This is a genomic window from Veillonella sp. CAG:933, from assembly GCF_000431435.1.
Taxonomy (GTDB): Bacteria; Bacillota; Negativicutes; order Veillonellales; family Veillonellaceae; genus Veillonella_A.
The window spans coordinates 1-17,209 of the sequence record NZ_HF986157.1 but is presented as its reverse complement, the minus strand read 5'-3'; the positions used below and the strand labels follow the sequence as shown (position 1 = coordinate 17,209).

7 protein-coding genes and 1 pseudogene are annotated in these 17,209 nt (G+C 43.1%); 3 read left to right on the top strand and 5 right to left on the bottom strand.

Annotated features, from left to right (window positions below; genetic code table 11):
• Positions 1-77 precede the first annotated feature (77 nt).
• The 3 genes and pseudogenes from sdaAA to hcp form a co-directional block, all read right to left on the bottom strand.
• Positions 78-976 (bottom strand): annotated as a pseudogene (gene sdaAA, locus QZL64_RS02415) (L-serine ammonia-lyase, iron-sulfur-dependent, subunit alpha).
• Positions 973-1,653 (bottom strand): L-serine ammonia-lyase, iron-sulfur-dependent subunit beta, encoded by a 681-nt coding sequence (gene sdaAB / locus QZL64_RS02410; RefSeq protein WP_021840451.1) that lies wholly within the window; start codon positions 1,651-1,653, stop codon positions 973-975. The pseudogene sdaAA and the gene sdaAB overlap by 4 nt, the downstream one beginning before the upstream one ends.
• Before the next feature lie 404 nt (positions 1,654-2,057).
• Complete coding sequence (gene hcp, locus QZL64_RS02405) at positions 2,058-3,629, bottom strand: hydroxylamine reductase (RefSeq protein WP_021840450.1); 1,572 nt, start codon at positions 3,627-3,629, stop codon at positions 2,058-2,060.
• A gap of 213 nt (positions 3,630-3,842) precedes the next feature.
• Here hcp and QZL64_RS02400 point away from each other — a divergent pair, with 213 nt between their 5' ends.
• Positions 3,843-4,559 carry a Crp/Fnr family transcriptional regulator gene (locus QZL64_RS02400; RefSeq protein WP_021840449.1) on the top strand — a complete coding sequence of 239 codons (717 nt, stop codon included), beginning with the start codon at positions 3,843-3,845 and terminating at the stop codon, positions 4,557-4,559.
• A gap of 101 nt (positions 4,560-4,660) precedes the next feature.
• Here QZL64_RS02400 and QZL64_RS02395 read toward each other — a convergent pair whose 3' ends face one another.
• Positions 4,661-6,283, bottom strand: a complete 1,623-nt coding sequence (locus QZL64_RS02395; protein ID WP_021840448.1) for an LPO_1073/Vpar_1526 family protein — start codon at positions 6,281-6,283, stop codon at positions 4,661-4,663.
• Positions 6,284-6,570: 287 nt separating this feature from the next.
• On the opposite strand from QZL64_RS02395, the gene QZL64_RS02390 reads away from it, so the two are divergent.
• Together QZL64_RS02390 and QZL64_RS02385 are read left to right on the top strand one after the other, a co-directional pair.
• Entirely contained in the window at positions 6,571-7,014 is a 444-nt protein-coding gene (locus tag QZL64_RS02390) for a helix-turn-helix domain-containing protein (RefSeq protein ID WP_021840447.1), read from the top strand.
• A gap of 245 nt (positions 7,015-7,259) precedes the next feature.
• Positions 7,260-8,783, top strand: coding sequence for an RNA-binding domain-containing protein (locus QZL64_RS02385; protein ID WP_021840446.1), 1,524 nt, complete (start codon positions 7,260-7,262; stop codon positions 8,781-8,783).
• Between the two features lie 110 nt (positions 8,784-8,893).
• Here the strand turns inward: QZL64_RS02385 and QZL64_RS02380 are convergent, their stop codons facing one another.
• Positions 8,894-17,068 (bottom strand): S-layer homology domain-containing protein, encoded by an 8,175-nt coding sequence (locus tag QZL64_RS02380; protein WP_021840445.1) that lies wholly within the window; start codon positions 17,066-17,068, stop codon positions 8,894-8,896.
• Positions 17,069-17,209: the final 141 nt, after the last annotated feature.

Genomic DNA, 17,209 nt, shown 5'->3' with positions numbered 1-17,209 from the left:
TTTGTCATGCCTATTCGGCGTACAATAAAAAAACGCCTTCATGAGTTTTCTCATAAAGACGTTTTAATGACGCACTCTTACATTTCCGCTAATTGTTTAGCAATGCGACGACCGGTTTCAGTAGTAGCCAAACCACCTTCACTGGTTTCACGCAATGTGCTTGGCAACGCGCGACCGATGCGATCCATGGCTTCAATCACTTCATCAACCGGAATCTGGCTGATCAAGCCGGCCATAGCCATTTCAGCGGCACTAAGGGCATGAACGGCATAAATACCGTTACGTTTTACACAAGGTACTTCTACAAGACCCCCAACCGGGTCGCATACTAAGCCCAATACATTTTTGAGGCAAAGCGCAACTGCATTAATAGCCTGTTTAGTAGTGCCTTCAAGCATAGCTACCACGGCACCGGCCGCCATGGCGGNNCCACGGCACCGGCCGCCATGGCGGCAGCGGAACCTACTTCGGCCTGACAACCGCCTACGGCACCGGCTACACAGGCTTGATTCGTAATAACGTTGCCGATACCGGCACCCATAAAGAAACCGCGTAACATAGCCTCATCATCAAGCTTCAACTCTTCGGCTACAGCGCACATCGTACCGGGCATAACACCGCAGGAACCGGCTGTAGGACAGGCTACAACACGGAACATTTTGGCATTCGCTTCATTAACCGCAATCGCATACGTTAAGGCTTTATAAGCTGTCGGGCTCATTAAGCGCGGCGTATGTTCCAACAAAACGTGAGCCTGTCCACCGGACATACCGCTCACCGTACGTTTACGGTCTTCAATACCGTTGACAACGGAATCTTTAAAAATCTGAATACGACGCAAAGCTTCTTTCTCAATGGCTTCGCGAGATTGACCGGACGCTTCCATTTCGGCGCGAATTACAATTTCCCACATAGGTAAATTATGGGTATCGCTTAAATGCGCCAAGTCGGCTAATGTATCATATAAATAACTCATTCTGCTACCGCCTTTTCCAAAGGTTCAAAATACATAACGGAGGAAATACTTTTATGATTCTGAATGTCCGCCATAACTTGTGTATCAACCGGTTCATCCGTATTGATCAACATAACGGCTTCACAATGCTTACGTTTGCGGAACACTTTCATCGTCGAAATATTAACACTTGCTTGACCAAGGCGGCTCGTTACCCAAGCAATAACCCCCGGACAATCATGATGGAATGTCAAAATAGTAAAGTCTTCACCGGAAATCTCCACTTCCAAGTTGTTTACATTTGTCACCAAAATACGGCCACCGCCCAAGGAACGACCTACAATGCTCATATGATGACCGTCTTTGCTGTAAAGATCGAATTTAACTTCGTTCGGATGACCGCCTTCTTCAGACGATTCAATGAACTGATACTGCAAATTAGCTTCCGCAGCGTCTTTAAATGCGTCACGAATGCGTTCGTCTTCCGCATCAAATCCCAAAAGACCACCTACCAAGGCACGATCCGTACCATGACCTTTATAGGTTTTGGCAAAAGAACCGTATAAGGTTAAATCAACGCGATCAATGGGCTCTTTGAAAATAGAGCGAGCCATTTTACCTAAACGGGCAGCTCCGGCAGTATGAGAGCTGGATGGACCAATCATAACCGGTCCGATAATCTCAAAGATACTACTCATTTATATCCTCCCTAAGAAAACATTATCACACCTACACTGTGCATTTCTCACAAACTAATTCAGGGTAAACCCTTGAATTTCCTTAATTTGTATTATACCATAGTTTGTTTCCATAGAATAGACACGGTCATACTTTTTATGCATATTAATTCTTTTAAGATTCTCATTTGCTCATAAAGCCTATTGCTACGCGGTTTGCAAGGTACACGGCAGACGAACGAATTATTCAAAAAAGTACCCACTGCATAGAAAAATATAAAAAATAGCTCCCTCTTTCGAGGGAGCTATGAGAAATTTTAATTGATAATTAACGAGAAACATAAGTAATCACGGGATGGACATCACTATACAACCGCAAACTATCAACTATATTATTTTAACGATTAATCTATAATATGTTTATATTAGTTATTGCCAAGGATAGCTTTCATATCAGCTTCCGGTGTAGTAATTGGGTGTAACTGGAATTTTTCTACCAAGATGCCCAATACGTTGCTGGATAAGAATTTTGGCAAAGTAGGTCCGATATAGATGTTGCGGATACCCAATGCTAACAAGGTTAACAAGATACATACCGCTTTTTGTTCGTACCAGGACAATACCAAAGTCAACGGCAAGTCGTTTACGTCGCATTCGAAGGCGCCGGCAAGCGCTACGGCTACCTGAATAGCGGAGTAAGCATCGTTACACTGACCCATATCGAGCATACGAGGGATGCCGCCGATTTCGCCGATTTCAAGGTCGTTGAAACGATATTTACCGCAAGCCAAAGTCAATACAACAGTGTCTTTCGGAGTCTGTTTTACGAATTCAGTATAGTAGTTACGGCCTACTTTAGCACCGTCACAACCACCAACCAAGAAGAAGTGTTTAATAGCGCCGGCTTTAACAGCATCAATTACTTTGTCCGCAATGCTGAGTACGGTACCATGACCGAAACCGGTTGTTACTTCGTGGCCGCCGTTAATACCGGTGAATTCTTGAGCTTCGCTATAACCGCCGAGTTCAAGAGCTTTTTCAATAACTGCGGAGAAGTCTTTCGTACCGTCTTCGTTAGTTTCCACATGTTTCAAACCAGGGAAACCTACCATATCGGTGGTGAAAATGTTGTCTTCATAAGATTCACGAGGAACCATTAAGCAGTTAGTAGTGAATAAGAAAGCTGCCGGAACGCCATCGAATTCGTTCTGCTGGTTCTGCCAAGCAGTACCGAAGTTACCTTTTAAGTGCGCATATTTTTTAAGTTCAGGATATGCGTGGCAAGGAAGCATTTCACCATGAGTATAGATGTTAACACCTTTACCTTCGGATTGTTCCAATAACATTTTGAGGTCGTGTAAATCATGGCCGGTTACTACGATGAATGGACCAGGTTCTACAGTCAAGGAAACTTTAGTCGGAACCGGTGTGCCATAGCTTTCAGTGTTAGCGGAGTCGAGCAAGGCCATACATTTGAGGTTGATGTGACCGAATTCCATCAACAAAGCGAGCCATTCGTCAGCGCTGTGATCTTTGGCAAATTCAACGAGGCCTTTTACGAACCAAGCATCTACTTCAGCATCATCATAGCCGAGTACGGATGCATGCCAAGCGTAAGCTGCCATACCGCGCATGCCGAGTAATAAAGTGGAGCGTAAGGAGATGATATCTTCTTCGCCTACCCAGAGAGCTTCCCAATCGAAGTCCTGAGCGCTAGCGTCAATTGCTTGACGAGCTGCTTCTACGCGATTAATGAATTCTTGAACACGTTCTTCGTCGAAGTTAACGTTTGTTACGCACATGAACAAGCCCTGTTTCAATAATTGGTATTCTTTAGCAGAAGCGCCTTTTGCATCACAAGCACGTGCCAAACCGATCAAGGCGGACGTCAACTCATCCTGTTTGTTAGCTACCGGTGCGGTTTTACCACATACGCCCTGTACTGTACAACCACCAGGATTTGCAGACTGTTCACATTGGAAACAAAACATACTCATAATAGCCTCCTTCTTCGGGACTCTCCCGACACTGTACTTTCTTAACACTCGTAAGAAAGTAAAAAAATATAAAATACTTGCTTATTACAAAATCAAATTGTCACTTATCGCAAGTTGTTTACTTTGTGACTACATTTAAAGTATAGTATACTTATAGGTAAAAAACTGTAGCTATGGCAACATTTACAAAAATTTTATATTAAGGAGGCTCCTATGCATATCGGATTATCTACTGAACTTGTAACGGAATATCTGGCTGTGCTCAGCAGCAGTCCCTTATTCCGCGACCTTTCGGAAGAACAGTTGCGTCGCTTCTTAAGTTCACCGAACTTATCTATATCCAATTATAAAAAAAATAGCTTTATCGCCATTGCCGGCGAACCCATGGAAGGGATTGGCATTTTACTCAAAGGTCATGCTCACCTGACCCGCGAAAACGTCTTGGGTCAGCGAACAATTATGACCGATCTCACGCCGTCTGCCATGTTCGGCGAGGCCATTCTTTTCACGGACATGCCCAATTGGCCGGCCACCATCCAAACCACCTTGGACAGTACGGTATTGTTTTTGCCAAAATCGGCTTTCACCACATCATTCAACAATTGCGATGCCTGCCAGGTGCAGATTCTAACCAATTTGTTGCATGACATGTCTGAAAAAGCCTTGGCCCTCACCCGTAAGGTTCACTATTTATCCTTAAAAGGGATGCGCGAACGAATTTTTGCCTACTTTGACGATTTATATACTTACCAAAAACAAAACCCGATTCGCCTGCCCCACAACCGTCAGGAAATGGCGGACGTGCTCAATGTATCGCGCACATCCTTAAGCCGCGAACTGGGCCGCTTGCAGGATGAAAAGATAATCGAATTTGAAGGCAAAAAAGTAAAACTATTGGATTTAAATGCGATTAACGAATATAGCTTTTAAAAAAGCGTGTACCCTCGAGTTTTGACTCGGAGGTACACGCTTTATTTATATACATTATAGTACATCTATAATCTGTTATTTACATATACACAATGGATTTTTTAGAACCAAGGGGACAAATCGAACTCTTCACCAATGGTTACTTTCACATGGGCACGCCCTAAATAGAGGCCCAAGAGCGTCAAGCTGGAATGGCTAAGCGGCATGGAGTCATACATATCAGCCACTTTAGGCAATACCGGTGAAATGTATTCCAATACCTGTTTGCGTTCGGTAGAGTTAAAATCAACCGGTTTGCTCATCGCTAACCCTAAAATGTGTTGCTGAATTTCCGGATTATCCAAATGAGCCATCTGGAAGTAGCGCGGTGCCAAGCCTTCATCAACAACCGCTAATTTAAGAAGCGGAGAGTTTACACTTTTCACCACATAGCGAGCATCCAAATAATTACCGCGCAAAGCACGGGTCAATTCGTCTTTGTCAAAACCGGCATAACCGAATACGAGCGGATAGGAATGAACCATAATATCCCAGAAGGTATTACGTTCCGGCTCTTGAATGGAGCAACGAAGGTAATCCAATTGACGATACATAGCTTCTTCCCGTGGCAATTCGGACAAGAACGGCTCGATATATTTATCTACATAATGCTGTAAATGTTCCAAGCTGTAGTTGTTGGAGTTGCGGGAGTATTGAAGCAATAACGCCAAGGCCATAATCTGAAAATGACCGAGCTGCAAATGCGGCAAGATGCGCAAAGCGTCAAAAGCTACCAGGTACGGCGTACTGGATTTAGGCTGCTGTACTACGTCCACAAAGGCCTCAATAGCGGTTTCCTTCATCCAAACGGTTGGTGTCGTAGCGTAAGCTTTTTGCATACAAAGCAAGGCTTCCTGCACCACGATATTTTCCAACAAGGCATGTAATTCACCACTGGCGGTGATGCCTAAGCGGTCGAAAGCCGTTTTAGTAATATCCAATACCTGTTCTTTAGTGCTGGCGCTAACAGCACCGAAAGAACTCATGAAGTGCGATGTGCCAAGGGTAATTAAGTCGGACATGTCCGGCTCACCATAGCCGATATGGCTTGCACCGTGACCGGTGCCATGAGCGGTAGCATCAGAACCTGCATGTTCACGCACAATCGGAATGATACGAGTTGCATCAGCCGCAACTTCCTCCGACGTTGCTTCAGTCGGTGTCACACGATGAATACGACGCGTTAATTCGCTGTCATCTAAAGCGGCTGTTGGCGGTTCGGTCGGAATTTTAAGCATAGGCTTCGTAATGTCCAAATCAGACACTATGTCACGGTTTAAACTGCCTTCCGAGGAATCCTCATGGGCCGAGCCGAATCGCGATGCCGACGGTTCCGTCATCGCATTATGAAAATCGGATTCCATTTGCGTATTAGACAAAGGAACGAATGTGGTGGCCATCTCTTTATCGGATGTTTCTTGACGGCCATCGCCTGCTTCTTGACGGGTACTGCCAACTGCACTGCCGGATCTATAATTATCTCTATTCTGTTTCGCATCCTCACGATAGTAAGCGGCGCCGTGATCACGACGTTTACGCTCGTAATAATCGCCGTTGCTCACTCTTTCATTGGCTAAAGCTTCAGCTTCTTTAGACTTACCGCTGTCACGGAATACTAAATAACAGACTCCGAAAAACAAGACGATAACGCCCAATACGACTAAATATGGTATAAATGCAGACATTTTCTTCCTCCTGCCGTAGTTTATTAGAATTATATAGACCACACGATTAATGCTTGTCAAAAATCCGTGTCGGCCTTTCTATTTATTCCTATATTATTATATTATGTTACCACATCTTGGGGTATTCGCCAATGAAGATAGGAGATTTATAGTAAAAGAATTTCCTCCATAAAAGTCATTATATATACGCCATAAATTAATAAAACGATTTTTCTCGTTTTCATTCTTTTTCCTTGTAAATAACGACTTTATTCGTTAAAATATAATTAAAGAAAGGAGTGACTCGTATGCCTAGAAACGCGCTCAATGAATTTGAAAAGGGACTTAGGAAGCAAATTTCGGAAAATCTAAAGAAGTATACCCCAAATATCACACAAAATGAATTATCAAAACTAACCGGTATTCCAGCATCAACGATTTCCGGATATTTTGCAATGCGCTCGACTCCAAATGCAACTAATGTTCAAAAATTAGCTAATGCCTTAAATTGTTCCATAGCAGATTTAGATCCACGCTTTGCCGATACATTTATAGATACTAAAAAAATATCAAATACAGAGAATCGAAAAAGAGACATACAAGTACAGCTACAAACACTTTTTGACGAATTAGATAATAAAGACTCCATAAATTTTTATAATGGTAATAAAATATTAGACGATGAAACGAGAGAACTGTTAAAAATATCACTGGAAACTTCCATAAAGTTGGCCAAAAGCCTCTCAAAATAGAATGCTTATTATTATAAGCACCTAACATTCATTTAATACATCATAACAGGAAATATTTTATCGGGGTTTATTAGGTCGTTATTTGGGTTTTATTAAAGTTTTAAAACACTAACAATTTGAGTTTTCCTTATATTACTTGGCTTTTTGGCACTTTAGATTACAAAAAGTTATTTAAGTTTATTGGGGTTTATTTGTGTTTCATCTAATTGAATGATTGCATCATTCAATTATTGCGGGGGGGTTCAATGAATATTACAGCACAAGATTTAGATAGATTATTATTAGCGGGTGAGAACATAACATTCGAAGTAAAAACCGCTACCAACGGAGTCCCCAAAAGTTTTTGGGAAACATATTCTGCATTTGCAAATACAAACGGCGGAATAATTGTACTAGGGATTACCGATTCACCAGAATTTGAAGTTTTAGGAATTGAAAATACACAAAAATATATAGACGATATCATTTCTACAGCACGTAGTGACAAAGTAAGTCGCAACCTATTTACATCGCCTGACGCGATTTTTTCTCTATCATACAAATCCAAAAATATTATTGTATGTGAAATCCCAGAAGCGCCATTTGATGACAAACCTGTATATTTGAATAACCATTTAGCAAATGCTTACGTTAGGAGAGGCTCCGGAGATCATAAAATCACTAAAGATGAATTATCGAGTATACTAAGAGATACAAATCACGAGTTAGATCGTGAGTTACTTAATAACTTTACAATCGACGACCTTGATATGACGTCTATTATCAAGTATAAGGCAATTCTTCATAAGCGTGCACCATCAAGACAATTCGATACTCAGGATATTCCAACTTTTTTAAGTAATATGGATGTATTCGTACGCGATAGAGTTGATGGAAAGCAAAAACTAACCTTAGCAGGACTATTATTCTTCGGAAAACTTAACAGCATTAAATCCTATATCCCAGCCTACCACGTTGACTACTTTGATAAAAGAGGCTCTACCGAGCGTTGGCGTGATAGAGTAGACTCGGAAGACTTAGAGTTTGAAAATTTAAATTTATTCAACTATTATGAAATAGTAATGGAAAAGTTAAGACTAAGCATCGATAGAAATTTTGAATTAGATAACCAAACCACCAGAAAACCTCCCGGGGAGTTACTCATAGCACTTAGAGAAGCCTTCGTAAATATGATTGTCCATGCAGATTATTTGTCAAGCCATCCTACACTTATCGCCGAAGTTCACGATTTATACTATAAATTCTTGAATCCTGGTAAAATGAAAATTACTAAAGATGAATTTTTCTTTGGAAGCAGGTCTATAGCCAGAAACCCTACTCTTATTTCATTATTTACAAAAATGGGGGCTGCAGAAAGAGCCGGCAGTGGTAGTCAGAAAATCATAGATGTTGTCAAAAAAAATGACTTTAAATTACCTGAAATAGAATCTACCATTGAAGAAACGAGACTAAAGCTATGGATTGCACATCTTATTGATTCTTTAAATTTACCACAAATTGAAAAGGACATCTATGCCGTAATCACTATCTCTCCAACACACTCTTCATCAAAAAAAGATATAATGAAAATATTACCCCATTATACTGATTCTCAAGTTAGGGATGCCCTTGAAAAATTATATGCACAAAAATTAATTAGTAAACATGGTGGCAACAGAAATAGAACCTATTCAAGAAATCTCTCAGAGTTGGAATTCATTAAATCATTAGAGGCAGTGACGGAAAAAGTAAAGCAAATTTATACAAGATCTAAAAAAAGTAAGTTATAAAAGCATAAAAAATGGTGCGTATTGAAGATTTTCCCCTTCAATACGCACTATTTTTATTTCGCAAAAACTAATTAATGTACTATTCAAAATCCGTTAGTGAAACAAAACTCTTAGTATTTATCCTTATTTTCCGGAACGATACGGACACGTTGAATGGTTGGATTACCATCTTTGTCTTTTCTTACCGTGTCAATACGGATGTATTTGAGTTCCGGCGAGAATTCTTTAGCCAAACGACTTAAGGTATTGTCGCCTTTAAGAGCCGCATTAGAAGCAGCACCTGCCATAATAGCTCGGTATACGATCGTTGCAAATTCATAGCGAGTCATCATACGATCGCCACCGAAAGTTCCGTCAGGATAACCTTCGATGATACCAAGTTCATGAAGTTTAGTCACATATTCATAAGCCCAATGATTATCTGGCACATCAGGGAAGAGTTCGCTGTTTTCTTCCTGAAGTCTACCCGGATTTTGACCAGTCAACTGATTAATCAATTCACTTTGACGATTAATCACGGCATTTTGATTATTAACTAATTCTTCAAGTTTGGCCATACCGGCTCGAAGATCTCGCACTTCTTTAGCCACACCAACACGGGAGTTGGATACGTTATTGCCTTGGCCCAATTTGAAGGATACACCGGCGTTGATCATATTTTCGCCGCCACCGATAGTACCACCGATGGAGAAGGTAGTATCTTCGTTAGGTTTGTAAAAGGCACCAAGTGCACCGGCACTTGCACCGTTATAATTGCCATAACCGAAGGCAAAATCCCATTTGTCATCAGGATCGAAGTCCTGTGGATGAAGGGCTGCCAAAGCGGCTGCACCGGCACCAACTTTATTAATACGGTTATCTAATTTATTTACCGCACCACCTATGTTGTTAATAGCCTGGTCACGTTGAGCAAGTTGGCTACCATTAATTGCATCGGTGGAGCCTGGAGCAACGACACCGTCAGCAACACCGCTCACCACGTTGTTACCCATGTTGATATTGCTATCCTGAATAGTGATTGTACGATCACTGTCTACCGTCTTAATGGTAACACCACTATTATTAATAGTCGCATTACCGGTTGTTACACTATCAAGACCGGTTAAGTCTTTAACAAGTTTAATATCAAGACCATCACCGTTAGCATTTTTTACGACGCCGATATTACCGCTGGATAAGTTAGAAGCATCAGCACCACCGTTGAGTTTCAAGGTATCACCAAGGCCAACAGACACTTTATTATCAGCACCGTCGTCGCCTTCGAACACACGACCTCCGGTAATCTTATCATCAACCGCTTTCAACTGATCTTCCGTAGCTGCACGACCGGATTGAATGTTTTGGCCATCCCACTTAGTATTATCCAAACCGGTAAGGTAACTGCCTGTTGCCGGATTGCTGTCGCCTGCCGTGTTGTCTTGATTGCCAAGAACAACACCGCCTGCGGAAATATGACCTTTGGAACCATCCAGCTTAACTTGGTTATCACCACTGCCGGCTGTCACGGTTGCACCATTACCGTCGATGTTAACTTGTTTCGCCGGATCAGTATTATCACCAAGAGTGATATTATTATTCAAGTTAACTTTATTGTTTTTATCAACGGTAATATTCTTACCGGACTGAGCTTTCGCAGCCTCAGCTTGGCCCTTAGCAATATTGTACACGTTACCGATGTTAGCACCGTTATTGAGGCCTTTATCAGTAAGACTTACCGCACTTGTACCGCTACCGATAGTTACACCGCTGTTGTTAATTACGGTGTTGCCAATAGTTACGGAACCTTTATCAGAGAGGTTCAAGTCTTTGTTCAACTTAATCAACAATTGACCGTTATCGCTATCCTGGCTGGATACAACACCGATATTACCATCAGTTAAGTCAGCTTCGTTAGTTGCATTGCCTTTTACATTAACTTGGTTGTTCAATTTAACTTTAGAGGTATTACCGAAGTCGCCACCGTATTTCATGCCGTCGCTCAAGGTAGCTACAGTATTACCGCCTACAGTAATACGATCAACAGGGGAGCCGTTTACATCGTCAACACTAGGACCAACTTTAATATTTACAGTTGTACCAGGTGTTCCGTCAGCACCGGCAGGACCGGTTAAACCGATAGAACCGTCCTTGCCGTTGATAACAACGGATGAACCATCTTTACCGTTGATACCAATCTTACCGTCTACGCCATCTGTGCCATCAGAACCGTCTTTTGCACCGATAGAGAGATTATTACTTAAACCTACAGTAATCTTACCATTAGCAGCATCAGCTGTAGTTGTAATATTCTGACCATCGCCGGCAATTTGGATTGTTTCGCCGAGATTTTGTTTAACTGCATCACCACTGTCTGCAGTCAAACCAAATTCACCGCCACCGGTGCTTGTTGAAATAGTATTTACCTTATCGTTAAGAGCTTTAAGTTGATCTTCAGTAGCGGCACGACCACTTACAGCATCAGGGTTAGTCGTATTCCAAGCCGTATTATCTAAGCCGGTTAAGTAAGTACCTGTTTGAGAAATACCACTTGCTGTACTTGCCTTTTGTTTCCCCAAAACTGCACTACCTACTCTTAATGAACCCTCATCGCCTAAGTTAACATCTTTTACTAATTGAACTTTTAATTTACCGTTAACGTTGTTAACACCGATGTTATTTTCAGTTAATTTGTCGGCATCAGCACCACCAACGATATCTAACTGTTCGTTAAGTTTCTTAGCGATGACATTAGTGCCATCTTCCTTAGCATTGTCACCGGCATACTTCTGGCCATCATTCAAAGTGGCTACTGTTTGATCGTTTACTACGATACGGTCAACAACTTTTCCGTCTACACCCTTAACACCATCTATACCATCAACGCCTTTTATAGTAATAGTTTTGCCCGGAGCTCTGTCACCATTGGCAGGACCGGTTAAACCAATAGAACTGTCTTTACCGTTAATAACAACGGAAGAACCGTCTTTACCGTTTACAGTTACACTACCATCTTCACCATCTTTGCCTCTTGTACCGACAGAAAGAGTATTACTCAAGCCTACGGTAATTTTACCGTTAGTTGCATCACTGGTAGTTGTAATGTTGCCGTCACCGGCAATATTTAAAGTTTCACCAAGGTTACGGTGTACGGAATCACCACTATCAGCCGTGAAATTCAAGCCATCATTAGTTAATTCGGTTTTAGCCGCATCGGTAATATTTTTAATGTCACCGATATTGGCACCATTGGTAAGGTTGTTATAAGTTGGGTTACCATCAGCATCAACACCATCATAACCGCTAGCTACATTAGTAATCTGTTTGCTACCGCCATCGATGCCGCCGGTTGTTACGGACGGGCCGTTAGTAATTGTTAAACCGCCGCTTGTAAGAGCTGTATCGCCAACTTTTACGCCATCATTATTAACAACAGTGTTGCCTGTTGTCACGGAACCTGTATCGCCGGTATATACCATGCCGTCATCAAGCGTAGCTACAGTCGCACCGCCTACAGTAACACGGTCAATGGAGTTACCGTTTACATCGTTAGCAGCCGTGCCGGCTTTAATAGTAACAGGCGAACCGTCAGCTGTATTCAAAGCGATAGAGCCGTCAGCACCGTTAATCGCTACTGCAGAACCAGCTTTACCATTTACGGTAATGGAGCTGTCCGTCCCTTCTGTGCCTGCAGCACTATCAGCAGCACTACCTAAAGTAATATTATCTGCCAATTTCACATCATAAGTCGTTGCACCGGTTGTTTCAGTTTTTTCAGTTACCTGCAAGTTGCTGCCTGTATAGTTACCACTTGTACCGGCTGCAGTACCGCCTTCAACAGTAAGGTTTGTCTTGCTGCCTTCACCGGCACTTACACCTGCAATTGCCTTGGTCAACTGATCTACGTTGACAGCATCCGTGCCTTTAACACCGGTTGCCACATTGCTGATGACATTATTACCATTGTCAAGACCGGAACCTGTCAAGGACACAGGGTCACCTGTAGCAGGCGTAATCGTAATGCCATTATTATTAACAACCGTGTTACCTAAGGTTAAGGAACCGGTAGAACCTAAATCAACATCTTTCACTAACTGAACTTTTAACTGGCCGTTAACGTTGTTGACGCCAATGTTTTTGTCCGTCAATTCTCCTTCAGCACCGCCAACAATATCTAATTGCTCGTTAAGTGTCTTAGGAATAACTTTAGTTGTATCACTCTGACCGTCATCACCGGCGAATTTAAGACCGTCGCTCATAGTCGCCACCGTCTGGCCGCCTACAGTAATACGATCAACAGGATTACCGGCTAAGTTATTAGCACTTGTGCCTGCCTGGATGGTTACAGGAGAACCGTCAGCTGTATTCAAAGCGATAGAACCGTCAGCACCGTTAATAGCTACGGAAGAGCCGTCTTTACCATTTACCGTGATAGAGCCGTCGGTCCCTTCTGTACCGGCTGCACTGTCGGTTTCACTACCTAAGGTAATAGTATCCGCCAACTTCACATCATACGTCGTAGCTCCGGTTGTTTCGGTTTTTTCAGTAATCTGCAAATTGCTGCCTGCATAGTTACCACTGGTTCCGGCTGCAGTACCGCCTTCAACAGTAAGATTTGTCTTGCTGCCTTCACCGGCACTTACACCTGCTATAGCCTTGGTCAACTGATCCACGTTAACAGCATCTGTACCATCTGTACCGGTTGCAACATTGGTAATCTTATTGCCACCGTTATTAAGGCCACTATTAGAAAGGCTTACCGTATTATCGCCGCTACCAAAAGTTAAGGAACCGGTAGAACCTAAGTTGATATCTTTATTAAGTTTAACCGTTAATAAACCGTTGTCGCCGGCTTGGCTGGAAACAACGCCGATGTTACCGGTCGTCAAATCAGCTTCCGTTGCTGCTTCACCTTTTACATCTACTTGATTGTTGAGTTTTACATTGGAAACTGTACCGAAGTCACCGCCGTATTTCATACCGTCATTAAGAGTTGCAACAGTTTGACCGCCTACGGTAATACGGTTAACAGGGGATCCGGTTACGTCATTAGCACTGGTTCCTGCCTGAATGGTTACAGGAGAACCATCAGCTGTATTTATTACGATAGAACCGTTAGAACCATTAATTGCAACGGAAGAACCGTCAGCACCATTAACAGTCATAGAACCATCGGTAGTACCTTTGTCGCCAAGCGCAACAGTATTGCTCAAACCAACAGTAATTTTACCGTCTCCGGCCGTAGTCGTAACATTACCGTCACCGGCAACTTGAATTGTTTTGCCAAGGTCCTGTTTTACAGCTGTACCGCTATCATCAGTCAAGCCAAAACCACCGGTTGCATTAGCACTGGTACCGTCGGAAACAGCAGTCACTGCATCGCTTACGGTTTTGAGCTGATCTTCAGTCGCTGCACGACCGGTTACGATGTCAGGATTTGTTACATTCCAAGTCGTATTGTCTAAACCGGTTACATAGCTGCCGTCTTGAGCTACACCACCGGCTGTCACAACGCCTTGGTTACCTAATACAGCATCGCCCGCTTCTACCGTATTCAAACCGGTAATATCTTTAGCCAAGCGAACGGTTAATTTGCCATTGTCGCCATCTTGAGCGGCCACAATACCAATATTATTATCGGTAGATAGTTTGGATGAATCGGTTTCGCCACCAACAATATTTACTGTTTTATTTAATTTAACAGCAGCCGAACCTGTGTCGCCGGTATATACCATACCGTCGTTCAAGGTTGCTACAGTTTGTCCACCTGCTGTAATACGGTTAATAGAATTACCGTTCACATCATTTGCCGACGTACCGGCTGTGATAGTAGCTGTAGAGCCGTCTGTACCGGTTAAGGCAACAGAACCCGTTGCACCATCAACAGCTACAGAAGAGCCGCCTGTACCGTTAACCGTAAGGGAACCATTTGTACCACTGGTGCCTGTGCTACCTAAGGTTACGTTATCGGCAAGTTTTAAGTCATACGTCGCTGTACCTGTTCCGGTCGTTGACGTAAGTTGTAAATTATTACCTGTATAGGTACCACTTGTACCGGCTGCCGTACCGCCTTCAACAGTAACGGTAGTCGTCGTACCGGAGCCACCGCTAACACCGGCAATAGCTTGATTCAATTGACTGACGTTAACACCATCTGTACCGGCCGTACCTGCAGCAACGTTAGTTATCTTATTACCGCCATTATTAAGACCGGCGGTGGTCAAAGTTACATTACTACCGGATTTAGGTCTGATAGTAACGCCATTCCCGCTAACAGTTGTGGCGTTGCCGGTAGTCGGATTTGTTAAATAAATCGTTTCCAAACCGCGAAGTGTTTTATTGAGGCGAAGTGTAACTGTATTATCACTGATGATAGCCCCGATATTAGGTTGAGCCGCAAAATCAGACTGATAATACAGTGTATTATCTACACCACCCGTAATCTTCAACGATTGATTTAAAAGCTTAGTAACTGTACGCGGTGTGCCGTCAGAACCATAGGTAGTAGTATAGCTACTGTCTTTGAAATCACCGGTAGTAGCAAGCATGGTATTTGTCCATTGCTTCATGTTCACGGCATCCGTATCATACTGACCGGCCGCTAAACCGGTAAGTTTACGCGTCAACGCAGTTCCATTGGCTCCATCAGTACCAATGGAAACAACACCGGACATGCTATTCCATGCCCCACCGGTAGTAGTTCCGGCATTGCCTTTTGTAGAAAGCCAGCTTCTCCAAGTGCTGTCCTGATTATTCCAACCGCCACCGGTCGTATCTGCAGCACGACTTGCCACAGAGTTAGCACCAATAGCAACACTGCCTACTGCATTAGCTGCAGAAGTATCCCCTAAAGCGACAGCAGTGGTAGCCGAACCATCAATAGTAGAACCTTTACCTATGGCAATAGCATTACCTGCCGTAGAACTCGCCTGATAACCAATAGCAATAGATTCCGGTCCGGTTGATACAGTACCTGCAGTTGCTTCTCGGCCGATAGAAATACTTCGTCCACCTACTGCTTTGGCTTGATAGCCAATGGCCATAGAACTACCTGCACTGGCTACGGTATCATAACCCAGGGCCATCGTATACGAAGAAGTTGCTTGTGCATTCGTACCTTGAGCTATTGCGCCACCACCACTGGCCACAGCAGTAAAACCCACCGCTAAAGAGCGTAATCCGGTTGCCTGAGCACTGTTACCTACAGCTGTCGTATATTGATTGTTAACAACTGAAGCTGCACCGGCAGCAAGAGAACCAACAGACGTAGCTTTAGCAGCCTCCCCGAAAGCAGACGTACTGGTGGCACTTGCGAGAGCCCCATCACCAATAGCGGCAGCACTAATATCGGTTGCCTGGCTTCCTGAACCAATAGCTACAGTATGAAACGACGTTGCTTTAGCCCCGGAACCTATGGCAGCTGCAGCCAAACCATTACCGTCATATGAAGTTCTACTAGTATCGGTATTACCGGCAACAGCATTATTACCAATAGCGATAGCGTCCGTAGAGTATGAACGAGTATTAGTACCGATGGACATGGTATTTTCATAGGCAAGCGTACTCCCATCAGGTTGGCCGGCATACGCATTCTGGCCGATGGCAATACCATGAATAGCATTCGATCGGTTATTTGAACCTACAATAACCGAGTTGCCGGCACGACCGTAAGCAATATTGTCATGGCCAATCATGACACGGCCGCCTAGAGCCGAGCTAAGGCCTGTTCCCTCAGGCGTATCTTCCGACGCAGTGGTGGTCGGAGCAATAGCCGTCTGATTAGCACCAACGACGACATCATTGAGGCCGTAGGCTAAAGCCGAGCGACCAATAGCAATGGCATTTTCACCACTCTGAGTTACGCCGCCGACTGAATATGTACCACCGGCGAAAGCACCAGCCCCCATTGCAATTGCATAATTATAGCCTGAAGTGGCACCACCGATAGCAACGGTTTCCGTACCGGTTGCAGATGCATCAGTCCCCAAAGCAAGGGCATCCTCACCGGTTGCGGTAGCCGTACCTACAGCTACTGCACCTCTACCATCTGCTCTTGCAGTACCACTGACAGCCGTAGTATCATTATCAAAATTAACACGTGCCCCCCATTGGTTTGTTGCATCAGCTGTCATAGGATTAAGCCATGCACTACCTACAACTAAACTACTTACTACAGCAAGGCGCAACAAATCACCGGTTACCTTCATACCGGATTGTGATTTGTTTCTACTATGACTTTTTGCTACTTCCGAAACTACTACATAAGCATTTCGAACCTTACTCCAAACAACCTTATAAATCTTATTCATTACGACTACAACCTCCTCTTTTTCTTATTTGATTATTTTGAATAAAATTCACTTAATTAAATATTAAATAAAATGTTTCTTAAATCAAAAGAAAAAGCAAAAAAAATAAAGGTTCTATAATTTATTTTGGGGCGCTAAAGA